This window comes from Terrabacter sp. Root181, assembly GCF_001428505.1.
Classification (GTDB): Bacteria; Actinomycetota; Actinomycetes; order Actinomycetales; family Dermatophilaceae; genus Terrabacter.
This window is the reverse complement of record NZ_LMHU01000008.1, coordinates 254,230-278,931: the sequence shown is the minus strand read 5'-3', so window position 1 is coordinate 278,931 and position 24,702 is coordinate 254,230. Positions and strand designations below refer to the sequence as shown.

Here is a 24,702-nt window from a genome sequence, read left to right as displayed (position 1 = left end):
CGGAGGGCCGCGCGCGCGCCGCATGACGGCCGGCGGGCCGCGTGCCGGGCCGGACGACCGTGTCCGGTGGGCGGATGCGGGCACCGCGTGGCATCGTCAGGTCACGACTCGGGGTATGTCGTGGGGGCGCGCCGCCTTTCAGTTTGGTTGTGCCCACTGCGACACGGAAGGATACGGGCGTGGCAGGTGATTCAGGGGTGGGCAATGCCCGTCTCCTCGCGAGCGTTCAGGCACTTCGGTCTGCCGTCGCCGACGCCTCCCTGCCCCTCGACCTGCCCACCGCGCCGGCCGCACGGCTCGTGCGCAGTCGCCTGCTCGACCAGCTCGACGACTACGTCATCCCGCGGCTGACGTCGCTCGACGCCCCGATGCTCGCCGTCGTCGGCGGCTCGACCGGTGCCGGCAAGTCGACTCTCGTCAACTCGGTCGTCGGGCGCGAGGTCACCCTGCCCGGTGTCCTGCGGCCGACCACCCGCTCGCCGGTGCTGATCCACCACCCCTCCGACGCGGCCTGGTTCTCCGGGCCGCGCATCCTGCCAACCCTGGCCCGCATCACCGGGCGCCACTCGTCGTCCGACGGCCCGGGCGCGGTGCGGCTGGTCTCGACGGACGAGGTCGCAGCCGGTCTGGCCCTGCTCGACGCCCCCGACATCGACAGCGTCGTCGAGGCCAACCGCGACCTCGCGACCCAGCTGCTCGCCGCCGCCGACCTCTGGGTCTTCGTCACGACGGCCGCCCGCTACGCCGACGCCGTCCCGTGGGAGCTGCTGCGCGAGGCCTCGGAGCGGGGCACCGCTGTCGCCGTCGTCCTCGACCGCGTGCCCACCGTGGCCGTCGACGACATCCGCACGCACTTCGCGTCGATGCTGCGCGAGCAGGGTCTCGACCAGGCACCGATCTTCACGGTCGTCGAGTCGGAGCTCGTCGACGGGCTGCTGCCCGCCGACCAGACCGCACGGCTGCGGGGTTGGCTCGCGGCGCTCGCCGGCGACGCCCAGGCTCGTGCCGACGTCGTCCGTCAGACCCTCCACGGTGCGCTTGTCTCCCTCGACACGCGCACCCAGGGGCTCATCGCGGCATCCGAGCAGCAGACCGCGGCCGGCCGCGCCCTCGTCGACGCTGCAGCAGCGGCCTATGCCGACGCGAAGACCCAGGTCCACGAGGGGATGCTCGACGGCACGCTGCTGCGCGGCGAGGTGCTGGCGCGCTGGCAGGAGTTCGTCGGCACCGGTGAGTTCTTCCGGCAGGTCGAGTCGACCGTGTCCCGGGTGCGCGACCGCTTCACCTCCTTCCTCAAGGGCGAACCGGCCCGCGCCGACCACCTCGGCGAGGCGCTCCAGTCCGGCGTCGAGTCGCTCGTCGTCAACCGGGCCGAGCTGGCTGCGAGCGCGATCGCGCGCGCCTGGCGCACGCTGCCCGGCGGCGACCAGCTGCTGACCGCCGACCCGGGCCTCGCGCGCTCGGGCACGGACGTCGACACCCGGACCCAGCGCCTCGTGCGCGACTGGCAGGGTGACATCCTCCAGATGGTCCGCGACGAGGGTCGCGATCGTCGCACGACCGCCCGGATCATGGCCTACGGCGTCAACGGCCTCGGGGTGGTCCTCATGCTCGTGACGTTCGCGAGCACGGCGGGCATCACCGGTGCCGAGGTGGGCATCGCCGGCGGCACCGCCGTCGTCGGCCAGAAGCTCCTCGAGGCCGTCTTCGGCGACCAGGCCGTCCGCGAGCTCGCACGCAAGGCCCGCGAGCAGCTGGCCGCTCGCGTCGACGAGCTGTATGCCGCCGAGCTCGCCCGCTACGAAGGAGCTGTCACGACGTTGCAGGTCGACACCGACCAGACCGAGCGCCTCACCGCGGCCGCCGCGGCCGTCGAGGACGCGCGATGAGCCCGATCAGGCCGGGTCGCGCCAAGGTGGCGACGGTCTCGGCGGCCGAGCTGGGCACCCGGACGACGGAGCTGTCGATGGCGCTCGTGTCGGGCGCCGACGAGCTCGACCCCTCGGGGGTCGAGGTCGCACGACGGGTCGTCGACAAGGCCGTCGAGCGCTCCGGCATCGCCGGGGACCACACGGTCGTGGCGCTCGCGGGAGCCACCGGCAGCGGCAAGTCCTCCCTCTTCAACGCCCTCGTCGGCGGCGACGTCGCCGCCATCGGCGCGCGGCGGCCGACGACGTCACGTCCGACGGCCGGCCTCTGGGGCGACGCCGACGCGTCCGAGCTGCTCGACTGGCTGGGGGTGGCCGCGCGTCACGTCGTCGACACGGCACCCGGCGCGGGGGAGGGGCCGGTCGACGACTCGCGCGCCGTCCAGGTCGTGGGTTCGCTCGACGGACTGGTGCTCCTCGACCTTCCGGACTTCGACTCCCGTGAGCTCGAGCACCGACGGGAGGCCGAACGGGTGCTCGAGCTCGTCGATGTCTTCGTCTGGGTGACCGACCCGCAGAAGTACGCCGACGCGCGACTGCACGACGAGTTCGTCACCCTGATGTCGCACCACGACGCCGTCACGCTGGGAGTGCTCAACCAGTCCGACCGGCTCACGGCCGAGGGCGTCAAGACCCTGACGCAGGACCTCGCGAGGCTCCTCGTCGCCGACGGCGTCGCCGACGCGAAGGTCATCGCGACGTCCACGGTGACCGGTCAGGGCATCGCCGACCTCAGGCAGCGACTGGCGAATGCCGTTGCGGGACATGCGGCGTCGCGTCAGCGCCTCAAGGCGGACGTCATCGGTGCCGCGACGGGGCTGCGTCCCGGCGTCGCCGACACCGAGGCCGACGTGGGCCGCGTGCCGCGCGAGGCGCTGGATGCGTCGTTGGCGCGCGCGGCGGGTGTCCCCATCGTCCTCGACGCGGTCGCGCGCGACTACCGCCGCGAGGCGTTCGCGCACACCGGCTGGCTCTTCGCCCGCTGGACCAAGGGTTTCGCGGCGGATCCGCTCCGCCGCCTCCGCCTCGACCGGACCGGTGGTCGACCTCCGATCCCGGTCGAGATCGACGGTGCCGACGTGCGCGCCGTGCTCGGCCGCTCGTCCATCCCGGCGCCCACCGTGTCGACGGCGTCGGCCGTCGACCTCGCCACGCGCAGCTTCGTGCGCGACGCGTCCGAGGGGCTGCCGGTGCGCTGGACCCAGGCCGTCGAGGACGCCGTCGTCGGCGGCGACGGGACACTGAGCGACTCGCTCGACCGCGCCGTCATCGGCACGTCCCTGCGAGCGCGCCGCCCTGTCTGGTGGTTCGTCGTCAACATCCTCCAGTGGGTGCTGGGTCTCGTCGCCCTCGCGGGGCTCGTCTGGTATGCCGTGCTCTGGGTCTTCGCGCTGCTGCAGCCCCCGCGTCCCGAGACGCCCGCCGTCGGCATCCTGCCGCTGCCGCTCGTCATGCTCGTCGTCGGGGTGCTGGTCGGGATCGGGCTGGGCATCCTGTCGCGATGGTGGGCGCGCGTCGGTGCCCGGCACCGACGGACCGTCGTCGGCAAGCGGCTGACCGAGTCGGTCGCCGCGGTGGCCGACGAGCACATCCTCATCCCCGTCGACGAGGTCCTCCTGCGTCACCGCGAGACACGCGAGCACCTCGAGGCCGCTGCCGGCTGACGAGCCGGTGAGGACGCCGTCCACATCCCCTCGGGTGACGGCACCCCTGTCCACAGTCGGGGCCGGACGTCTGTCGGCGCGGCTCGGCTGGTCCGAAGGTGGGTTCCAGGCGGCGCGAGGCCGCCCCTGGAAACCTCCGAGGAGCACCGATGAACGAGACCCGCATCACCGTGCACGGCAACGTCGTGAGCGAGCCCGTCGAGCGACAGGGACGCAACGGCAGCATCTTCACGACCTTCCGCATCGCCACGACGCCGTACCGCCGCACCGGCGACGGTCGCTTCGTCGACGGCGACACGAGCTTCTACAGCGTCATCGCCTTCAACGCGCTCGCCGCCAACGCCGCCTCGGCGCTGCGCAAGGGCCACCCTGTCATCGTGGAGGGCAACCTCGCGATCAAGCAGTACGTCGGCAACGACGGGCAGCCGCGGACCTCTCCCGAGATCGACGCCGACCACGTCGGCCACGACCTGTCGTGGGGTCGCGCCAGCTTCGAGCGCATCAGCCGCGCGGCCGCGCTCGGCCAGGACCGCACTGCGGACCCGGACGTCCAGGCGTCGGTGCGCGCGCTGACCGAGGGCGGTTCGGTTGACCCCGATGGGCGCCCGGCCCACGTCGACGCGGACGGGGTCGTCGACGACGACTTCGACCTCGGAGGGCAGTCGGCGGCGGGTGGGCGTGACGACGGCGACGGGGTGCTCGCGACGGGTGACCCCGAGACCGACGACTACGAGGTCGTCGAGCAGCTCACGGCCTGAAAGGACCGGCGGTCCGCGAGCGCGGACACCGATTCGGTGCCGCGCTCGCTGACAGATAGCCTTCTGCGCATGGCCGAGTACATCTACACCATGACCCGTGCGCGCAAGGCACACAACGAGAAGGTCATCCTCGATGACGTCTCGATGTCCTTCTACCCCGGCGCGAAGATCGGCATGGTCGGCCCCAACGGCGCCGGCAAGTCGACGATCCTCAAGATCATGGCCGGACTCGACCAGCCGAGCAACGGCGAGGCGCGGCTGGCGCCCGGCGCGACCGTCGGCATCCTGCTCCAGGAGCCCCCGCTCAACGAGGACAAGACCGTCCTGGGCAACGTCGAGGAGGGCGCCGGCGAGATCAAGGCGAAGCTCGACCGCTACAACGAGATCTCGGCCGAGATGGCCGACCCCGACGCCGACTACGACGCGCTGCTCACCGAGATGGGCAAGCTGCAGGAGGACATCGACCACGCCGACGCATGGGACCTCGACAGCCAGCTCGAGCAGGCCATGGACGCGCTGCGCTGCCCGCCGCCGGACTCGCCCGTCACCAACCTCTCCGGTGGAGAGCGTCGACGCGTCGCCCTGTGCAAGCTGCTCCTGCAGAAGCCCGACCTGCTGCTGCTCGACGAGCCCACCAACCACCTCGACGCCGAGTCGGTCCTCTGGCTCGAGCAGCACCTCGAGTCCTACCCTGGCGCCGTCATCGCGGTCACCCACGACCGCTACTTCCTCGACAACGTCGCGCAGTGGATCGCCGAGGTCGACCGCGGCCGTCTCTACCCCTACGAGGGCAACTACTCGACCTACCTCGAGAAGAAGTCCGAGCGCCTGACGATCCAGGGCAAGAAGGACGCCAAGCTGGCCAAGCGGCTCAAGACCGAGCTCGAGTGGGTCCGCAGCAACGCCAAGGGCCGTCAGGTCAAGAGCAAGGCTCGTCTCGCGCGCTACGAGGAGATGGCGGCAGAGGCCGAGCGCACCCGCAAGCTCGACTTCGAGGAGCTCCAGATCCCGCCGGGCCCGCGCCTGGGCTCGACGGTCATCGAGGTCAAGAACCTCAAGAAGGGGTTCGGCGACCGCGTCCTCATCGACAACCTGTCGTTCTCGCTGCCCCGCAACGGCATCGTGGGCGTCATCGGCCCCAACGGTGTCGGCAAGTCGACGCTCTTCAAGACGATCGTCGGCTTCGAGGAGCCCGACGGCGGCGAGGTCAAGATCGGCGAGACGGTCAAGATCTCCTACGTCGACCAGGGCCGCGAAGGCCTCGACCCCAAGAAGAACCTCTGGGAGATCGTGTCCGACGGCCTCGACCACATGAAGGTCGGCAACGTCGAGATCCCGTCGCGGGCCTACGTCTCCCAGTTCGGCTTCAAGGGCCCCGACCAGCAGAAGCTGTCGGGCGTCCTCTCCGGTGGCGAGCGCAACCGACTCAACCTCGCCCTCACGCTCAAGCAGGGCGGCAACCTGCTGCTCCTCGACGAGCCGACCAACGACCTCGACGTCGAGACCCTGGGCTCGCTCGAGAACGCGCTCCTCGAGTTCTCCGGCTGCGCCGTCGTGATCACTCACGACCGGTGGTTCCTCGACCGGGTCGCGACGCACATCCTCGCCTACGAGGGCACCGAGGATAACCCCGCGAACTGGTACTGGTTCGAGGGCAACTTCGACTCCTACGAGGCCAACAAGGTCGAGCGTCTCGGCCCGGAGGCCGCGCGCCCGCACCGCGTCACGTACCGCAAGCTGACGCGCGACTGACCCGTCCTGAGGCCAGCGCCGACGGGAGGACCGGGATGCACGGCATCCCGGTCCTCCTTCGTCAGATCCAGTTCTTGCGCCGGAAGACGCCGTAGAGGGTGACCGCCACGCCGGCGATGACGGCCGCGCTGAACAGCACGCCCCACGGACGCCCGAAGCCGGGGTAGGGCACGTTCTGGCCGAACCACCCGGTGACCGCCGTCGGGACGGCGATGATCGCGGCCCATCCGGTGAGCTTCTTCATCACGGTGTTGAGCCGGGCGTCCTGCAGCGAGAGGTTGGTCTCGAAGATCGTCGTCACCATGTCTCGCAGGGACTCCGTCCACTCGGCGGCGCGCAGGACGTGGTCGTAGAGGTCGTCGTAGAAGCCGTCGAGCTCGGTGTGCCGCTGGTCGAGCTCGCCGCGGTGCCGGAGCACGGCGTTGACGACGTCCCGCATCGGGAGCACGACCCGTCGCAGCTCGACGAGCTCCTTGCGCAGCCGGTAGGTGCGCACCTGCACGGCGTGCATTCGGCCCCGCTCGTCGAAGAGGAGGTCCTCGAGCTGCTCGATGGCGTCGTCGAGCTGCTGAATCGCCTCGAAGTGCCCGTCGACCACGGTGTCGAGCAGCCCGTGCACGAGCGCCCCCACGCCGAGCTGGAGCAGCTGGGGGTCGTCGTTCCACCGGTCGAGGACCTGCTGCATGTCGTAGTCGTCACGTCCACGGACGGTGATGATGCCGCCGGGGAGGACGAAGGCCGAGATCCGGGTCGTGCGCAGGCGGGACTCGCGTCCCGGGGCGTCGAGGTCCTCGACGGCTCCTGCCGTGTCGCCGCCGCCCTCCAGCCGGGTCGCGTAGACGGTGAGGAAGGTGTGCTTGGCGTGCCGGGTCGCCTTGGGTCGCTCACCGGCGGAGACCGCGTCCTCGACGGCGTGCGGGTCGAGCCCCAGCTCCTGAGCCAGGGCGCGGAGACCGGCATGGTCCGGCTCGCAGAGGTCGACCCAGATCAGAGAGCCCTCGCGTCCCAGGAGCTCGGACACGTCCTCGAGGGGGAAGCCCTCGTCGACGACCTTGCCGTGCTCCCACCGGCAGGAGGTGATGCGCCCGGCTCCCGTGTTGTCCACGCGCCCAGTCTCGCAGGCCCGTGGCCTTTGACCCGTCAGGCGATGAGCGGGGTGACCTCGCGGGTCGTCGGACGTTCGCCGAGTGCGAGCTGCCACGCGCTCGCGAGGCGGCGGCCGACCTCGTCGGCCTCGTCGGGCGCGACGCAGAAGGGGACCCGGACCCAGCGGGCGAAGCCGCCCTCGACCCCGAACTGACCACCCCGGGCCAGCCGCACCCCGGCCGTCTCGGCGACGCGGGCGAGCTCGTCGCCGCGGGCCTCGGGCAGCTCGCACCAGAGGTTGAGCCCGCCGGTCGGCACCTCGAACCTCCAGTCGGGCACGTGCCGCCGAAGGGCTGCGACGAGGGCGTCGCGTCGGGACCGCGCCTCCCGACGTCGCTCGCCCAGGAGCGCCTCTCCCTGGTGGAGCAGGTCGGTGACGACGAGCTGCTCGAGGATCGCCGTGCCGAGGTCGAGGCTGTGCCGGGCCTCGATGACGGCCTCGGCTCCACCCTCGGGAGCCCGCACCCAGCCGACCCGCAGTCCGCCCCACCACGTCTTGCCGGCGCTGCCGAGGGTGTGGGTCTGCCGGGACGAGGCGGCGAACGGCGCCGGCCGCCGCACTCCCGCGTTCTCGTCGAGGCCGAGCTCGACGAACGTCTCGTCGACGACGGGGACGACGTTCGCACGCGACAGCACCGCACCCAGGGCGTGTCGGGTCGCGGTGTCCATGACGAGCCCGGTCGGGTTCTGGTGGTCGGGGATGAGGTATGCCGCCCGGGCGCCGCTCTGACGCAGGCCGACCTCGATCGCGTCGACGTCCCACCCCGAGGCCGTCAGCTGGGCGGCCACCGCGCGGTACGCCGAACGCCGCACTCCCACGATGGCGTTCGGGTAGGTGGGGCTCTCGACGAGGACACGGTCGCCGATCTCGAGCTGTGAGCGCAGGACGGCCGACAGGCCGCCGTGCGCGCCCGAGGTGATGACGACCTGTTCCGGTGAGGTCGACAGGCCTCGCGCTTCGAACCAGGCGGCGACGGCGGCCCTGGTCTCGGGGAGCCCGCGCGGGTCGTAGCCGGCGGTCGCGAGGAAGCGCGGGAGCTCGACGACGGCCCGCTCGTAGGCCGCGGTGACCCCGGCCGCGGCCGGCAGGGCGGCATACGTGAGGTCGATGACGTCGGGTGGGACGTCGGTGGGGATGAGGCCGGCCTGGGACAGGGCCAGCCCGGACGGCCCGGTCGGAAGGCAGACGACGCTGCCCGAGCCGCGGCGGGTCGCCACGAACCCCTCGTCGCGCAGGGCGTCGAGGGCGGTCCCCACGGTGGTCCGGCTCAGGCCGAGCTCGGTGGTGAGGGCGCGCTCGCTCGGCAGTCGGGTGCCCACGAGCAGCCGCCCGTCCGAGACGAGGCGGCGGATGCCGTCGGCAAGGCCCCGGTAGGCGGGTCGGGGGAGCGGATCGGACCCGATAAGCAGGGCCAGTGAGCGAGCCGAGATGGTGCGCATCGGTCCACTGTCCCACGATTGGCCCTTAAAAGGCAGTCCACCACCGCCCAGGATGGAGCACATGAGACGTCATGTCGCGCTCGCCAACCTCACCCCGCGCCAGCAGCTGCGCGCCGGCCGTCTGCCGCGCCGCCTGGTCCAGCTCCTCGGCGGGCTCGTGCTCTACGGCGTCTCCATGGCGATGATGATCCGCTCGACGCTGGGTCTCGACCCCTGGGACGTCTTCCATGCCGGCATCGCCACCCACGTGCCGTTGACGTTCGGTCAGGTGACGATCGTCGTCGGTGCCCTCGTGTTGCTGCTCTGGGTGCCGCTGCGGCAGTGGCCCGGACTCGGCACCGTGGCCAACGTCGTCGTCATCGGGCTGGCGGCCGACGCCGGGCTCGCGCTCATCGGATCTCCCGAGGCGTTGTGGGCGCGCGTGCTGCTGCTCGGCTCCGGCATCGTGCTCAACGGCATCGCAGGCGGCCTCTACATCGGCAGCCAGCTCGGCCCGGGGCCGCGTGACGGCCTCATGACGGGTTTCGCGCGGCGCTCGGGACTGTCGATCCGGCTCGTCCGCACGAGCATCGAGCTCGTCGTGCTGTTGGTGGGCTGGCTGCTCGGCGGCCCCGTCGGGCTCGGCACCGTGCTGTATGCCGTCTCCATCGGCCCGCTCGTCCAGTTCTTCCTGCCCCGCCTGACCGTCGACCTCGGCCTGGACGACCACGTCGAGGCGTCGCCGTCGGACGTCACCGAGGAGGGTGTCGCGGTCGTGACGCCGACCTCGGCGCTGGGATCGACGACGAGCTGACCGTCAGCCGCCGAGCTGCCACGAGCGGAGCACCCGGCAGGCGCCCGGCTCGTACCATGCGAGGTCGATCCGCTCGGCCCGGCACCGGGCCGGGACGTAGGGACCCACGTGCCGGCGGGTCGACTCCTCGCTGACGTCCTCGGACGCGGCGTCGAGCGTCAGGTGCGGGACGACGTCACCGAAGCGGCCGGCATACGGCGGGCACTGCGGAAAGGCCGCCCAGAGCGTCTCCGTGAGCGCGGCGAACGGGGCGGACGGCTCGGGGAGGAGGTGCACGATCCCGTTGGGGAACGTGTCGACGACATCGAGCGTGAAGTCGAACGGCCTGGTGGCGGCAGCGATCTCGGCGACGGCGTCGAGCACCGCGTCCGTGAGCGACGCCCCGTCGAGGAAGGGTGCGAGGGCCGTGACGTGGGCGTGGACGAAGTCCGGGTCGGACGAGACGTAGTCGATGTCGTAGTGCCGCGCACGGGCCACCACGAACGGCTCGAGGGCGGGCACCGGCACCTGGAGCACGGAGTGTCCGCTCGCGGGCGCCGCGCTCCCGTCCGAGCACGGTGGGGGCGTCAGTGCCCGGCTCCGACGAGGCGCAGGGCGAGGGCGGCGTTGGTCGAGCCGATCTCCCCGGGGGTCCGGCGGATCGTCGGGGAGTACCACCGGGCCACGTCGACGACGATCGAGAGCAGGGCGAGCGCGGTGTCGGCGCTGTCGTCGACCGAGAAGGTGCCGTCGGCGACGCCGCGGTCGAGGACGTCGCGCATGAGGGAGTCCATCTCCTTGCGCAGGCCGAGCACCTCGGCGTGGTGCTCGGGCGTCAGGTGGTGGTGCTCGTACTGCACGACGCGGGCCACCTGGTACTGCTCGACGTGCCACTCCGTGAAGCGCGCCATGACGGTGACGAGCTGCTCGGCGGGGGTCGGCCCGTCGGCGATGGCCGAGCGCATCAGCCGCAGGGCCGACTCGTGACCGCTGCGGCTCAGGGCGAAGAGGAGCTCCTCCTTGGACCCGAAGTGGACGTAGACACCGGCCGGCGAGAGGCCCGCTCCGGAGGCGATGTCACGGGTCGTCGTGGCGTGGAAGCCCTTGTCGGCGAACGCGTGGGCCGCCGCCTGCAGCAGCCGCTCGACGGTCGAGGCGTCCGGGTCGGACGTCCGGGAGCCGGCGGACGGCGAGGTCGTGGTGGGCTGCGGCACGTTGACAGCATGCCGCAGGGGAGGGAAACTAAGCAAGCGCTTAGTTACCGACGGGTACCGGCGCGTCGCACCCGTGAGCACGCCCGATGGAGGACGCAATGCCCCGCAACATCTATGACGAGGACCACGAGGCGATGCGCGCGTCGGCGCGGGAGTTCGTCGCCCGCACGCTCGCGCCCCGCGCCGACGAGATGATCGAGGGCAAGTCGATCCCACGCGACATCTGGCTCGAGGCCGGCAAGCAGGGCTTCTTCGGCCTCGACATCCCCGAGGAGTTCGGCGGCGCCGGCGTCGACGACTACCGCTTCAACGCCGTCGTCGCCGAGGAGATGTCGCGCTTCAACGCCGCGACGAGCTCGTGCTTCGGCATCCACTCCGACGTGTGCCCGCCCTACATCGTCGACCTCGGCACCGAGGAGCAGAAGCAGCGCTGGCTGCCCGGCATGGCCAGTGGCCAGCTCATCTGTGCCATCGCGATGACCGAGCCCTCCGGTGGCTCCGACCTCGCCGCGCTCAAGACGACCGCCGTCCGTGACGGTGACACGTGGATCCTCAACGGCTCCAAGACCTTCATCACCAACGGCTACCAGGCCGACCTCGTCATCGTGGCGGCCCGCACCGACCCGTCCAAGGGCGCCAAGGGCATCACGCTGCTCATGGTCGAGCGTGGCATGGAGGGTTTCCAGAACGGTCGCAAGCTCGACAAGGTCGGCATGGACGAGTCCGACACGGCCGAGCTCTTCTTCGAGAACGTCCGCGTCCCCGACGAGAACCGCCTCGGCGAGGAGGGCATGGGCTTCATCGCGATGATGCAGCGCCTCCCGCAGGAGCGCGTCGGTGCGGCGGTCTCCAACGTCGCCCACGCCAAGGCGATCCTCGAGGAGACGATCCAGTACGCCAAGGACCGCAAGGCCTTCGGTCAGCCCATCGGTGCCTTCCAGCACAACAAGTTCCTCATGGCCGAGCTCGTGACGAAGATCGAGGTCGCCGAGGCCTACGTCGACGACTGCGTCGCCGCCCACGCGCAGGGCACGCTGTCCGCCGTCGACGCCGCCAAGGCGAAGTGGTGGAGCTCGCAGGTCCAGAACGACGTGCTCGACCACTGCGTCCAGCTCCACGGCGGCTACGGCTTCATGAACGAGTACCGCGTGGCCCGCGCCTGGCGCGACGCCCGCGTCACGAAGATCTGGGCCGGCTCCAACGAGATCATGAAGGAGCTCATCGGCCGGGACCTCGGCTTCTGATGGCGGCCGACGCACGCGGCGGGCGCCACGAGGGCGCCGTCGCGATCATCACGGGTGCCAGCCGCGGGATCGGGCTCGGCATCGCCGAGCGCCTCGTGGCCGAGGGGGCCAAAGTGGTCATCACGGCTCGCAGGCCCGAGGCGCTGGCGGAGGCCGTCGAGCAGCTCGGGGGGCCGGAGCACGCCGTCGGCATCGCGGGCAACGCTGCCGACGAGGCACACCAGGACGAGGTCATCGCTGCGGCGCGCGAGACGTTCGGCGGCCTGCACCTGCTCGTCAACAACACGGGCATCAACCCCGTCTACGGGCCGATGCTCGACACCGGTCTCGACATCGCGCGCAAGGTGCTCGACGTCAACGTCGTGGCTGCCTTCTCGTGGATCAAGAAGGCGGTCGCGGCGGGGCTCGGCGACGAGGCCCACCCCGGGTCGGTCGTCAACCTCGCCTCCGTCGCCGGCCAGGGCGCGAGCGGTGTCATCGGCTGGTACGGCGTGTCCAAGGCGGCCCTCATCCACCTGACGACGGAGCTCGGCTACGAGCTCGGTCCCGACGTGCGCGTCAACGCGGTCGCCCCGGCGGTCGTCAAGACGAAGTTCGCCGAGGCGCTCTACGAGGGCCGCGAGGAGAAGGTCGTCCGCGCGTACCCGATGAAGCGTCTCGGCCTGCCCGAGGACGTCGCGGGGGCCGTCAGCTTCCTGCTGAGCAGCGACGCGTCGTGGGTCACCGGCCAGACCCTGACCATCGACGGCGGCGTCACCCTGGGCGGCGCGCTCTAGGAGATCCGTTCTGCCGCAACGGGATCCGCGGATCTCGTATGCCGTCCGGCCCCGTGTGCGAGCACGGGGCCGGACGCATGTCGGGCCGGGGTTTGACACGAGTTAGGTGAGGCTTACTAAGGTAAGCCTCACCTAATGCCGTCTCGGGGGAGTGTCCGACAGAGGTGGCGTGGGACCCGTCCCCGACAGAGAGACCCGTCATCGTGTCGCGCCTTCGCACCGCCCTCCTCGCCGCCGTCGCCGCGGCCCTCGTCCTCACCGGTTGCACCACCGGACCGACCGGTGTCAGCGCCGGCCAGAGCCCCACCGGCACGCCAGCGGACGGTGCGGCCTCCACGGGAGCCGACCCGGCGGCATACCCCGTCACCCTCCGGGACGCCTTCGGGGAGGCCACCATCACGAAGGAGCCGACGCGCGTCGTGACGCTGGGCTGGTCCGACGCCGACCACGTCGCGGCCCTGGGCGTCGCGCCCGTGGGGGCCCCGAAGGTGACCTGGGGTGGCAACGCCAACCTCTCGACCGACTGGTTCGACGAGCAGCTCGCGACCTTCGGCGGCGCCCAGCCCACCCGCTTCGACGACGCCGACGGCAACCCCGTCGAGGAGATCGCCAGGCTGCAGCCCGACCTCATCCTCGCCACGAACTCCGGCATCACCAAGGACGAGTACGACAAGCTGAGCAGGCTGGCTCCCGTCGTCGCCTACCCGGAGGTCGCCTACGGGACGGCCTGGCAGGACTCGCTCGAGACCATCGGCAAGGCACTCGGGCGCTCGAAGCAGGCTGCCGCCGCAGAGGCGAGGACCGTCGCCACGCTCGACGCCGCCAAGGCGAGGTACCCGCAGCTCGCGGGCAAGACCTTCATCTACGGCTACGTCGCCCCGACCGACCTGTCGCAGATCGGCTTCTACACGCCGAGCGACCTGCGTCCGCAGATGCTCACCGAGCTCGGCATGAAGAACGCACCGTTCGTCGAGGAGAGGGCCAAGGGCTCCAAGGAGTTCTACCTGACCGTCAGCGCCGAGCAGGCCTCGACGCTGGACGCGGACGTCTTCCTCACCTACATCACGGAGGACCCCGAGGTGGGAGTCATGACGAAGGACCCGCTCGTCGGACAGGTGCCCGCGATCAAGGCCGGGGCCCTCGTCGCGACGAAGGACCAGAAGGTCGGCCTGACGATGAGCTCGCCGACGCCGCTGTCGATCCCGTACATGACCGAGCTCTTCGTGCCGCTCGTCGCGGCGGCGGCCGCCAAGGCCGACGCCTCCTGATGAGCTCCACGCAGACCGCCGACCGGGAGTGTCGGACGGCCTCGGCCGAGGCGACCCTCCTGGCGGTCGAGTCGATCCTCGTGGGCGGGGGCCGCGGGGCTCGGCACGGGGGAGCCGGGGGAGCCGGGGGTTCGCGCCACCGCACCCCCGCGCTCGCCGCCCTCCTGCCCGTGCTGCTGGTCGCGGCCGTCGTCGCGTCGATCGTGCTGGGTTCCAAGGCGATTCCGCTCGGCGACGTGCTGCAGGTGCTCACAGGGCACGGCGACACGGTCGCCGACCGCGGCATCGTCGAGGCCCGGGTCGCGCGCACGGTCGTGGGCGTCCTCGTCGGCGCGGCCCTCGCCGTCGCGGGCGCCGCGATGCAGGGGCTGACCCGCAACCCGCTCGCGGACCCCGGCCTGCTCGGCGTCAACGCCGGCGCCGGCCTGGCCGTCGTCGTCGCGATCGCGGTCTTCGGCGTCGGCTCGCTCAGCGGCTACGTCTGGTGGGCCATGGTGGGCGCGGGCCTCGCGGCCGTCCTCGTCCACGCGCTCGCGGGCCTCGGCGGAAGCGTGACGCCCCTGCGCCTCACGCTCGCCGGCGCCGCCGTCACGGCGGGGCTCGCCAGCTGGTCGTCCGGGCTGCTCGTCTCGAGCCGGCAGTCGTTCGACGCCTTCCGCTTCTGGCAGGTCGGCACGATCGGGGGGCGAGGTCTCGACCTCGTCGTCACCGTGCTGCCGTTCTTCGCCGTCGGTCTCGTCGTCGTGCCCCTCGCGGTCCGGCAGCTGAACGCCCTCGCCCTCGGCGACGACCTGGCGCGTGGTCTCGGCGAGAACGTCCTGCTCGCCCGGGCCACCGTCGCCCTGGGAGTCGCCGTGCTCTGTGGTGCGTCCACGGCACTCGCCGGGCCGATCGGCTTCCTCGGGCTCGTCGTGCCGCACGTCGCCCGTTTCGTCGTCGGCCCCGACCATCGGCGGATCATCCCGGCGTGCCTCGTCGCCGGGCCGACGCTTCTGCTCGCCGCCGACACCCTCGGACGGCTCGTCGCGCAGCCGAGCGAGGTCCAGGCCGGCATCATGACCGCCGTCCTCGGCGTGCCCTTCTTCGTCCTGCTCGTGCGCCGCGGACGGATGGCGAGCCTGTGACCGTCGACTGGCTCACGCGCACCGCCGCTCACGCCGATGCCCGCGCGGCGGCGGCGGGTCCGGCCGACCTCGCCCGCGTCGTACGAGCCCGCCGTCGTCCCGCGCGTCGGGTGCACCTCGCCATCGCGGCCCTCGCGGTCGCTGCGGTCGCCGCCGTCCTCGTGCGCGTGCTCCTCGGGGACTACGTCGTCGCGCTCGCCGACCTGCTGCCGATCCTCCGGGGCGAGACGCTGCCGGACGCTCCGGGCGCCTCCTTCATCGTCATGGAGGCCAAGCTGCCGCGGGCGCTCGTCGGGCTGCTCGCGGGGGCGGCCTTCGGGGCCGCGGGTGCCATGTTCCAGACGACCTTGCGCAACCCGCTCGCGAGCCCTGACATCATCGGCATCAGCCTCGGCGCCTCGGCGGCGGCCGTCGTCGCGCTCACCTTCCTCGACGCGCAGGGGATCTGGCTGCCGGCGGCAGCGCTCGTCGGTGCGCTGGCCGTGAGCCTGCTCATGTACGCCGTGGGCCGGGGGACCGCGCTCGCCGGCCAGCGCATGGTGCTCGTCGGCATCGGTGTCGCCGCGCTGCTGTCGAGCGTCATCCAGTTCGTCATGACGCGGACCTCGGTCCAGGACGCGCAGGCGGCCCTCGTGTGGCTCACCGGCAGCCTGGCTCGTGCCACGTGGCCGGTCATCGGGCTGCTCACGGTCTCCCTCCTCGTCCTCGCCCCGCTGCTCGCAGTCTGCTCCCGGTGGATGCGGCTCGCCGAGCTCGGTGACGACCTGTCGACGACGCTCGGGGCGCCCGCCGGCCGGGCACGTCTCGGGCTCGTCGTCGCCGTCGCGCTCGCGGCCGTCGCGACGAGCGCGACGGGACCGATCGCGTTCGTCGCGTTCCTCGCCGGACCCCTGGCCCGGCGGCTCTGCGGTGGCCGGGCCTCCCTGTGGGCGGCCGCCCTCGTCGGCGCCGTCGTCGTCGTGCTGGCCGACTTCGCCGGCGACTACCTCATCCCCGACGTCAACCTCCCCGTCGGCGTCGTGACCGGCGCCGTCGGTGCCCCACTCATGCTCGCGGTCATCATCACCGCGGGACGAGCCGGAAAGGCCTGACATGACCTCCGCGACCCTCCGCCCGGCCAGCGTGGCAGCGGCGCCCGCCCTCCGCGTACGCGGCCTGACCCTCTCCTACGACGGACGCCGCGTCGTCGACGGACTCGACCTCGACGTGCCGGCGGGTGAGGTCACGGTCGTCGTGGGCCCCAACGGCTGCGGCAAGTCGACCGTCCTGCGGGGCCTGGCCCGGCTGCTGCGGCCGAGCGCCGGCTCCGTGCGCCTCGGCGTCGACGGCAGCGACGACGACGTGTGGTCGCTGCGGCCCAAGGAGTTCGCCCGCCGCGTCGCGCTCCTGCCGCAGAGCCCACCGCTGCCCGAGGGCATCACCGTCGTCGACCTCGTCGGTCGGGGACGGCACCCCCACCACACCGTGATGAGGCGCTGGTCGGCCGCCGACGACGAGGCCGTCGTCCGGGCGATGCGCGCGACCGGCACGCTGGAGCTCGCCGAGCGCCACGTCGAGGAGCTCTCCGGCGGCCAGCGCCAACGCGTGTGGATCGCCCTCACCCTCGCCCAGGAGACCGGCGTCGTCCTCCTCGACGAGCCGACGACCTACCTCGACGTCGCCCACCAGATCGACGTGCTCGACCTCCTGCGTGACCTCAACCGCAGGCAGGGGACCACCGTCGTCATGGTGCTGCACGACCTCAACCTCGCGGCCCGGTACGCCGACCACGTCGTCGCCCTGCGCGACGGCCGGCTCGTCGGCAGCGGAGCTCCGGGTGACCTCGTCGACGAGGAGTTCGTGGCCCGGGTCTTCGGCCTCGGCAGCCGTGTCATCGTCGACCCCGTGACCGGCTCGCCGCTCGTCGTGCCCGCCTCCACCCACCAGCAGAGCGGACCCTCCTCGTGACCACGACCACCGTCAACCCGGTCCTGCTCCTCACCGCCGTCGTGCGCGGGGTCGAGCGGCTGAGCCCCTCGTTCGTCCGGATCAGGTTCGGCGGCAAGGGATTCGAGCACCTCGGGCCCGAGGGGCCGACGCTCGACCAGCGCGTCAAGCTCATCATCCCCTCACGCGGGCGGCCGGCTCCGAGCGCGCTCCTCGAGCCGGAGGGTTGGTATGCCGCGTGGCTCGCCCTGCCCGAGGCCGACCGCGGGCACCTGCGCACCTACACCGCCCGCGCGGTCGAGGGGGAGGGCGACGACCGCCAGCTCGTCGTCGACTTCGTGCTGCACGGCCACGGGGCGCACGACGCCGGCGTCGGCCCCGTCGGCCCCGTCGGCCCCGTCGGCCCCGTCGGCCCCGTCGGCCCCGTCGGGCCCGCGGGCACGTGGGCGATGGGTGCCTCGGTCGGCGACGAGATCGGGCTGCTCGCCCCTCGGAGAGGTCACGAGCGCGGCTTCGGCGGCATCGAGTTCGACCCGGGGGCCGCGCGGCGGCTCGTCCTCGTCGCCGACGAGACGGCGCTGCCCGCCCTGGCGTCCATCGTCGAGTCCCTGCCGCCCGGTACACGGGGCCTGGCCGTCGTCGAGGTGCCCGGCGCGACTGACTTCCTCGACGTCGGCTTCCCACACGGGATCGAGCGTCACTGGGTCGCGCGAGGCGACCGTCCCCGGGGCGAGCAGACCCTCGGTGTGCTCCGCCGGTGCCTCCGTCTCGACACCGACAGCCGCGACGCCGCCGACCTCAGGTCCCCGGGGATGGCCGCCGACCTCGACGACGACGTCTGGGAGACGCCGGCCTTCAGCTCGTCCGGCGACGACGTGGCCGCCCCGGATGCGGCCCGCGGCCCCGTCGGCTCCGACGACACGTACGCCTGGGTCGCGGGCGACTCCGACACGGTCAAGGCGTGCCGCCGCCTGCTCGTCGGCGAGGCCGGCATGGCCCGTCCGCAGGTCGCCTTCATGGGGTACTGGAAGCAGGGACGCGCCGGCTGAGCAGCGCCTTCTCCAGCCTGCCCGCACGGCGCGTCGTCGCGCGGCGCGCCACGCGGCACACGGCCGGTTGCGCTCGACGGGCCTCGGCAGGGGAGAATGCGCTGTGCGGCCACCGTCGTCCGCAGGTCGCCACGCCGTGGCGCCGCGGCCCTGCCGCGACCGAACGACGGAAGAAGGTCCATGGAGATCTGGCCGGGCAAGCCCTACCCACTCGGAGCGACGTACGACGGCTCGGGGGTCAACTTCGCCGTCTTCTCCGAGGTCGCCGAGCGCATCGAGCTCTGCCTCCTCGACGACGACCTGAGCGAGACGCGGCTCGACCTGCCCGAGACGGACGGCTTCGTGTGGCACGGCTACGTGCCCTACGTGCAGCCCGGACAGCGCTACGGCTTCCGCGTCCACGGGCCCTACGACCCTGCCAGCGGTCACCGCTGCAACCCGAGCAAGTTCCTGCTCGACCCCTACGCCAAGGCCATCGAGGGGCAGGCCGAGAACGACCAGTCGCTCTACTCGTACACCTTCGGTGACGCCAAGGCCGCGACGACGAGGAAGATCAACACCGACGACAACGTGCGCCACACGATGCACTCGATCGTCATCAACCCGTTCTTCGACTGGGGCGACGACCGCCCGCCGCGCCACGAGTACCACGAGAGCATCATCTACGAGGCTCACGTCAAGGGCCTCACGATGCTGCACCCGGAGATCCCCGAGGAGATCCGCGGCACGTACGCCGGCATCTCGCACCCGGCGATGATCAAGCACCTGAGCGACCTGGGCATCACCGCCATCGAGCTCATGCCCGTGCACCAGTTCGTCCAGGACGCGCCGCTCGTCGACCGCGGCCTGTCGAACTACTGGGGCTACAACACCATCGGGTTTCTCGCCCCGCACAACGAGTACGCCGCCGGCGGGCAGCGCGGTCAGCAGGTGCTGGAGTTCAAGGCCATGGTGAAGGCGCTCCACGCCGCGGACATCGAGGTCATCCTCGACGTCGTCTACAACCACACGGCCGAGGGCAACCACATGGGCCCGACGCTGGCGTTCCGTGGGCTCGACAACAACAGCTACTACCGCCTCGTCAGCGACGACCTCAGCCACTACTACGACACGACCGGCACCGGCAACAGCCTCCTCATGCGCAGCCCCCACGTGCTGCAGCTCATCATGGACTCGCTGCGCTACTGGGTCACCGAGATGCACGTCGACGGTTTCCGTTTCGACCTCGCCGCGACCCTGGCCCGCCAGTTCCACGAGGTCGACAAGCTGTCGGCCTTCTTCGACCTCATCCAGCAGGACCCGGTCGTCAGCCAGGTCAAGCTCATCGCCGAGCCGTGGGACGTCGGCGAGGGCGGCTACCAGGTGGGCAACTTCCCGCCGCTGTGGACCGAGTGGAACGGCAAGTTCCGCGACACGGTGCGCGACTTCTGGCGCGGCGATGGCGGCGCGCTCGGCGAGTTCGCCTCGCGCTTCACGGGATCCAGCGACCTCTACGAGCACTCCGGCCGCAAGCCGATCGCCTCGATCAACTTCGTGACCGCCCATGACGGCTTCACGCTGCGCGACCTCGTCTCCTACAACGACAAGCACAACGAGGCCAACGGCGAGGGCAACAACGACGGCGAGAGCCACAACCGGTCGTGGAACTGCGGCGTCGAGGGTCCGACGAGCGACCCGGAGATCCGCGACCTGCGGCTGCGTCAGCAGCGCAACTTCCTCACCACCCTGCTCTTCTCGCAGGGCGTGCCGATGATGCTGCACGGCGACGAGCTCGGGCGCACACAGGGCGGCAACAACAACGGCTACTGCCAGGACAACGACATCTCCTGGATCCAGTGGGTCCTCGACGAGGACGACCAGAAGCTGCTCGTCTTCACCCAGTCCCTCGTGAAGCTGCGCCGCGAGCACCCGGTGTTCCGACGCCGGAGGTTCTTCGCCGGCAACGCCGACCACGGCGGCGAGAGCGAGCTCGGTGACATCGCCTGGTTCACGCCCGAGGCGCAGCACATGGACGAAGAAGCGTGGAGCAACGGTCTGGCCAAGTCGCTCATGGTCTTCCTCAACGGCTCCGCGATCCCCGAGCCCGACCCGCGAGGGCAGCAGATCCTCGACGACTCCTTCCTCGTGATGTTCAACGCGCACCACGAGCCGCTGACCTTCACGCTCCCCGACGAGGAGTACGGCGCGGAGTGGATCCCCGTGATCGACACGGCGCTGCACGAGGTCGAGGCGAACCACCTCGACGCGACGTGGCAGATCCAGGTCCAGCCCCGCAGCATCGTCGTGCTGAGGTGCCCCCGCGTGATCGTCTCGCCGATCATCCCCGGCGTCACCGAGGAGGCCACCGCGTGAGGTATGCCAGCGCACCCGTCTCGACCCACCGGCTCCAGCTCGAGCCGGACTTCACCCTCGACGACGCGGTCGCGCAGGTGAAACACCTTGCGACACTGGGGATCACGCACGTCTACCTGTCGCCGATCCTGCAGGCCACGGTCGGCTCCAAGCACGGCTACGACGTCACCGACCACACGTCGGTGGCGGCAGGGCTCGGCGGCGGCGCCGGTTTCGCCCGGCTCGTCGAGGCAGCCCACGAGGCAGGGCTCGGCGTCGTCGTCGACGTCGTGCCCAACCACATGACGGTCCCGACGCCGCTCTCGCTCAACCGCCCACTGTGGTCGGTGCTCCGCGAGGGCCGGCAGTCGGCATACGCCACGTGGTTCGACGTCGACTGGGACGCCCAGGACGGTCGCATCCTCATGCCGGTGCTGGGGGCGCCGCTCGACGAGGTGCTCGCGTCGGGGGAGATCTCCGTCGGGGAGCACGAGGGCGAGCCGGTGGTGCAGTACTACGACCACGTCTTCCCGCTCGCTCCCGGTTCCGACGTGGCTGCGCCGCTGGGTGACGTGCTCGCCGCCCAGCACTACCGCCTCGCGTCGTGGACGGTCGGCGACTCCGAGCTCAACTACCGGCGCTTCTTCGACGTCACGTCCCTCATCGCGGTGCGCGTCGAGGAGCCCGAGGTCTTCGACGCGACGCACGCCCTGCTCGTCGACGGCATCCGGTCGGGCGCGATCGACGGCCTGCGCATCGACCATCCCGACGGCCTCGCCGACCCGGAGGGCTACCTCGGGCGGCTCGGCGACGCGACCCGGGACGTCTGGGTCGTCGTCGAGAAGATCCTCGAGGGCGACGAGCAGCTGCCGCACACGTGGCGGACGGCCGGGACGACCGGCTACGACGCACTGCTGCGCATCGGCGGGCTCTTCGTCGACCCTGCCGGGGTGGAGCCGCTCGACGACCTCTCGACCGAGCTGCTCGGCGAGCGCCAGGACCTCGAGGCGATCGTCACGGAGTCCAAGCGCTGGGTCGTGCAGGTCATGCTCGCCACCGAGGTGAGCCGTCTGATGCGCCTCGTGGCCCGGGCGCGCCCGGACCTCGACGAGGCCGCAGCGCGCGAGGTGCTCGAGGCGATGCTCGTCGGCATGGACCGCTACCGCGTCTACGTCCGGCCGGGACAACCCCGGCAGGGACTCCAGGCCGAGCCGCTCGAGCTGGCCGTCGTCGAGGGCGCCGGCGCTCGGTACGACTCGCTCGACCGCGCCTGCGTCGAGGGTCTCGTCGACCTCGCCCTGGGCGAGGGAGATGTTCGAGACGAGTCGGCGCGCGACGAGTTCGTCGTGCGGTTCCAGCAGACGTGCGGGCCGGCCATGGCCAAGGCGATCGAGGACACGGCGTACTACCGCTACGTGCGCCTCGTCGGGCTCAACGAGGTCGGCGGGGACCCGACGCGGGTCGGCCTGCCGACCGCCGACTTCCACCGGTTCGCCCAGAACCTGCTGGGGGAGTGGCCGCAGTCGATGACGACGCTCTCGACCCACGACACCAAGCGTGCCGAGGACGTGCGCGCGCGCCTCTACGTGCTGGCCGAGCGGCCGGATGCGTGGGCGGCGTGGGTGCGGACGGCCCGCGAGCTGGCGACACCGGCCCGTGCCGACGGGCTCGACGCGCTGACCGAGTACTTCCTCTGGCAGACCCTCGTCGGTGCCTGGCCGATCAGCGAGGAGCGGCTGCAGGCTTACGCGCTCAAGGCGATTCGCGAGTCCAAGCTCTTCACACGGTGGACCGACCCGGACGAGGCGTACGAGTCGGCCGTCGAGCGGTTCGTGTCGGGTGTCGTGACGACGCCCGGGATCGTCGCGCACGTCGAGACGTGGGTCGATGCGACCGGGCGCGAAACGCGCGCCAACGTGCTGGGTCAGAAGCTCGTGCAGCTGACGATGCCGGGCGTGCCCGACGTCTACCAGGGCACCGACCTCGTGGACCTGTCGCTCGTCGACCCCGACAACCGAAGGCTCGTCGACTACGAGGAGCGCCGCGACCGACTCGCCCGCCTCGACGGTGGAGCCGCCCCCGCGGACCTTGACGACGAGAAGCTGCTCGTCACGACGGCTGCCCTGCGCACCCGTCGCGAGTGGCCCGAGTGCTTCACCGGTGAGGACGCGACCTACGTCCCCGTCGCGACGACCTCCGGGCACGCCGTCGCCTTCGGGCGCGGCACGGGCGACGGGCTCGAGGTCGTCACCGTCGTCACGCGTCTTGCGGGTCGGCTCGCCGACGCCGGCGGCTTCGGTGACGCCACCCTCGACCTGCCGGCAGGGCGCTGGTCCGACGTCGTCTCGGCGCGCACCTTCGACGGTGGTTCCACGCGCCTCGGAGACCTCGTCGGCGACGAGGGCCTGCCCGTCGCGCTGCTCGTGCGGGTAGGGGACGAGTCATGACCTCCGACCCGCTCCGCGTGTGGGCGCCTTCCGCGTCCCGGGTCGACGTCGTCGTCGCCCGGGTGGACGGGTCGGGCGCCGAGCCGACGTCAGCGGCGCAACGGCACGCCATGACCGCCGCCGACGGGGGCTGGTGGTCCTGGGCCCGGCCGGACGACGTCACCCTCGACTACTCCTTCAGCCTCGACGGGGGAGATCTGCGGCCTGACCCGCGGAGCGCCTGGCTGCCGCACGGCGTCAACGCCGCGAGCCGCACCTTCGACGCGTCGGCCCATGCCTGGGCCGATCGGGACTGGCGCGGCACCCGCGACGGGCGCGGGGTGCTCGGCGGAGTCGTATACGAGCTGCACATCGGCACGTTCACGCCGGAGGGCACCTTCGACGCGGCGATCGCCCACCTCGGGCACCTCGTCGAGCTGGGCGTCGACGTCGTCGAGGTCATGCCGGTCGCGGCCTTCGGCGGCACGCACGGCTGGGGCTACGACGGCGTCGCGCCGTATGCCGTCCAGCAGGCCTACGGCGGTCCCGCCGCCTTCCAGCGTTTCGTCGACGCGTGCCACGCGCGCGGTCTCGGGGTCTGCCTCGACGTCGTCTACAACCACCTCGGCCCCACGGGCAACTACCTCGCCGAGTTCGGGCCGTACTTCACCGACACCCACACGACGCCGTGGGGACCGGCCGTCAACCTCGACGCCGAGGGCAGCCACGAGGTGCGCCGCTGGGTCATCGACAACGCTCTGCGGTGGTTCTGCGACTTCCACGTCGATGCCCTCCGGCTCGACGCCGTCCACGAGCTGCGCGACGAGTCGGAGCGCCACGTCCTCGCCCAGCTGTCCGACGAGACCGCTTCTCTCGCAGAGCAGCTCGGGCGCCCCCTCGACCTCATCGCCGAGAGCGACCTCAACGACGCCGTCATGGTGACACCCACCGCTGAGGGTGGCCGGGGCATGACGGCCCAGTGGGACGATGACATCCACCACGCCCTCCACGTCGCGCTCACGGGGGAGACCCAGGGCTACTACGCCGACTTCGCCGGTGGCACCGAGGCGTGGCCCGAGGGCGGTCCCATCTCCGTGCTCGCCAAGACCCTCACCGACGCCTTCCTCCACGACGGCCGCGTGTCGACCTTCCGGGGTGAGGTCTGGGGAGCGCGGGTCGATCCCGAGGTCCGCTCGGGTCACGAGTTCCTCGCCTACCTCCAGACCCACGACCAGGTCGGCAACCGAGCCACCGGTGACCGCATCAGCGACCAGGTCTCGCCCGGGCAGCAGGCGATCGGGGCCGCGCTCTACCTGCTCTCGCCGTTCACGGCGATGGTCTTCATGGGGGAGGAGTGGCGCGCGAGCACGCCGTTCGCCTTCTTCACCTCGTTCGAGGACGAGTGGCTGGCCGACGCCGTGCGCAACGGTCGCCGCGGCGAGTTCGCCGCCCACGGGTGGGACGAGGCCGACGTGCCCGACCCGCAGGACCCCGCCACGCGGGCGCGCAGCGTCCTCGACTGGAGCGAGCCGAGCGCACCGGGGCACAACGAGATGCTGCACTTCTACCGCGAGCTCATCAAGGTCCGCCGCACGCAGCCCGATGTGGCCTCCGGTGACCTGCGCACCACGTCGGTGACGTTCGACGAGCACGCACGGTGGATCGTCCTGTCGCGTGGCTCCGTCCACGTCGTCGCCAACCTGGCCGGTCGCTCGGGCGTCGTCCCCTTCGCGGGCGAGGTCGAGCACGTCCTCGCGTCGTGGGGACGGTCGCCGATCGTCGACTCGCACGGCGTCAGCCTCGACGGCCACGACGTCGCCGTGCTGCGCACCACCCCCTGACCCCGCCCACTCGAGTGTTACCGACCGCTCACTCGAGTGTCCG

19 protein-coding genes are annotated in these 24,702 nt (G+C 71.7%); 15 read left to right on the top strand and 4 right to left on the bottom strand.

From position 1 onward, the window contains the following. Positions 1-197 precede the first annotated feature (197 nt). From ASD90_RS17630 to ettA, 4 genes are all read left to right on the top strand, one after another. Positions 198-1,889 carry a dynamin family protein gene (locus ASD90_RS17630; protein WP_056759428.1) on the top strand — a complete coding sequence of 564 codons (1,692 nt, stop codon included), beginning with the start codon at positions 198-200 and terminating at the stop codon, positions 1,887-1,889. After that, positions 1,886-3,592 (top strand): GTPase, encoded by a 1,707-nt coding sequence (locus ASD90_RS17625; RefSeq protein WP_056759427.1) that lies wholly within the window; start codon positions 1,886-1,888, stop codon positions 3,590-3,592. Before ASD90_RS17630 ends, ASD90_RS17625 begins: the two co-directional genes overlap by 4 nt. Before the next feature lie 149 nt (positions 3,593-3,741). Further along, on the top strand, positions 3,742-4,350 hold the full coding sequence (locus ASD90_RS17620; RefSeq protein ID WP_056759425.1) for a single-stranded DNA-binding protein: 609 nt from the start codon (positions 3,742-3,744) through the stop codon (positions 4,348-4,350). A gap of 69 nt (positions 4,351-4,419) precedes the next feature. Further along, positions 4,420-6,102: an energy-dependent translational throttle protein EttA gene (gene ettA / locus ASD90_RS17615; protein WP_056759423.1), complete on the top strand. Its 1,683-nt coding sequence runs from the start codon at positions 4,420-4,422 to the stop codon at positions 6,100-6,102. A gap of 61 nt (positions 6,103-6,163) precedes the next feature. Here the strand turns inward: ettA and ASD90_RS17610 are convergent, their stop codons facing one another. Beyond that, on the bottom strand, positions 6,164-7,207 hold the full coding sequence (locus ASD90_RS17610; RefSeq protein ID WP_056759422.1) for a magnesium transporter CorA family protein: 1,044 nt from the start codon (positions 7,205-7,207) through the stop codon (positions 6,164-6,166). Positions 7,208-7,242: 35 nt separating this feature from the next. Further along, the gene (locus ASD90_RS17605; RefSeq protein ID WP_056759420.1) at positions 7,243-8,688 is read right to left on the bottom strand and encodes a PLP-dependent aminotransferase family protein; all 1,446 of its coding nucleotides are present in this window, start codon (positions 8,686-8,688) and stop codon (positions 7,243-7,245) included. Between the two features lie 61 nt (positions 8,689-8,749). Between ASD90_RS17605 and ASD90_RS17600 the strand changes: the two genes are divergently transcribed. Next, complete coding sequence (locus tag ASD90_RS17600) at positions 8,750-9,481, top strand: YitT family protein (RefSeq protein WP_056759640.1); 732 nt, start codon at positions 8,750-8,752, stop codon at positions 9,479-9,481. Between the two features lie 3 nt (positions 9,482-9,484). Here ASD90_RS17600 and ASD90_RS17595 read toward each other — a convergent pair whose 3' ends face one another. After that, on the bottom strand, positions 9,485-9,997 hold the full coding sequence (locus ASD90_RS17595; RefSeq protein ID WP_235506748.1) for a 2'-5' RNA ligase family protein: 513 nt from the start codon (positions 9,995-9,997) through the stop codon (positions 9,485-9,487). A 50-nt stretch (positions 9,998-10,047) separates the two neighbouring features. Next, entirely contained in the window at positions 10,048-10,674 is a 627-nt protein-coding gene (locus tag ASD90_RS17590; protein WP_056759418.1) for a TetR/AcrR family transcriptional regulator, read from the bottom strand. 98 nt (positions 10,675-10,772) lie between these two features. On the opposite strand from ASD90_RS17590, the gene ASD90_RS17585 reads away from it, so the two are divergent. The 10 genes from ASD90_RS17585 to treZ all read left to right on the top strand — a co-directional run bounded on the left by ASD90_RS17585 (position 10,773) and on the right by treZ (position 24,659). Then, entirely contained in the window at positions 10,773-11,918 is a 1,146-nt protein-coding gene (locus ASD90_RS17585) for an acyl-CoA dehydrogenase family protein (RefSeq protein WP_056759416.1), read from the top strand. Then, complete coding sequence (locus ASD90_RS17580; protein ID WP_056759414.1) at positions 11,918-12,694, top strand: SDR family oxidoreductase; 777 nt, start codon at positions 11,918-11,920, stop codon at positions 12,692-12,694. The genes ASD90_RS17585 and ASD90_RS17580 overlap by 1 nt, the downstream gene beginning before the upstream one ends. Positions 12,695-12,897: 203 nt before the next feature. Beyond that, complete coding sequence (locus ASD90_RS17575) at positions 12,898-13,962, top strand: iron-siderophore ABC transporter substrate-binding protein (protein ID WP_082588846.1); 1,065 nt, start codon at positions 12,898-12,900, stop codon at positions 13,960-13,962. After that, positions 13,962-15,086 carry an iron ABC transporter permease gene (locus ASD90_RS17570; protein WP_235506746.1) on the top strand — a complete coding sequence of 375 codons (1,125 nt, stop codon included), beginning with the start codon at positions 13,962-13,964 and terminating at the stop codon, positions 15,084-15,086. Before ASD90_RS17575 ends, ASD90_RS17570 begins: the two co-directional genes overlap by 1 nt. Next, positions 15,083-16,177, top strand: a complete 1,095-nt coding sequence (locus tag ASD90_RS17565; protein WP_056759410.1) for an iron chelate uptake ABC transporter family permease subunit — start codon at positions 15,083-15,085, stop codon at positions 16,175-16,177. The genes ASD90_RS17570 and ASD90_RS17565 overlap by 4 nt, the downstream gene beginning before the upstream one ends. Position 16,178: 1 nt before the next feature. Then, positions 16,179-17,033 (top strand): ABC transporter ATP-binding protein, encoded by an 855-nt coding sequence (locus ASD90_RS17560; RefSeq protein ID WP_056759408.1) that lies wholly within the window; start codon positions 16,179-16,181, stop codon positions 17,031-17,033. Then, positions 17,030-18,061 (top strand): siderophore-interacting protein, encoded by a 1,032-nt coding sequence (locus ASD90_RS17555; RefSeq protein WP_056759406.1) that lies wholly within the window; start codon positions 17,030-17,032, stop codon positions 18,059-18,061. Before ASD90_RS17560 ends, ASD90_RS17555 begins: the two co-directional genes overlap by 4 nt. A 180-nt stretch (positions 18,062-18,241) precedes the next feature. Next, entirely contained in the window at positions 18,242-20,413 is a 2,172-nt protein-coding gene (gene glgX / locus ASD90_RS17550; RefSeq protein ID WP_056759405.1) for a glycogen debranching protein GlgX, read from the top strand. Next, positions 20,410-22,839, top strand: a complete 2,430-nt coding sequence (gene treY / locus ASD90_RS17545) for a malto-oligosyltrehalose synthase (protein WP_056759403.1) — start codon at positions 20,410-20,412, stop codon at positions 22,837-22,839. Before glgX ends, treY begins: the two co-directional genes overlap by 4 nt. After that, positions 22,836-24,659, top strand: coding sequence for a malto-oligosyltrehalose trehalohydrolase (gene treZ, locus ASD90_RS17540; protein ID WP_056759401.1), 1,824 nt, complete (start codon positions 22,836-22,838; stop codon positions 24,657-24,659). The genes treY and treZ overlap by 4 nt, the downstream gene beginning before the upstream one ends. Positions 24,660-24,702 lie beyond the last annotated feature (43 nt).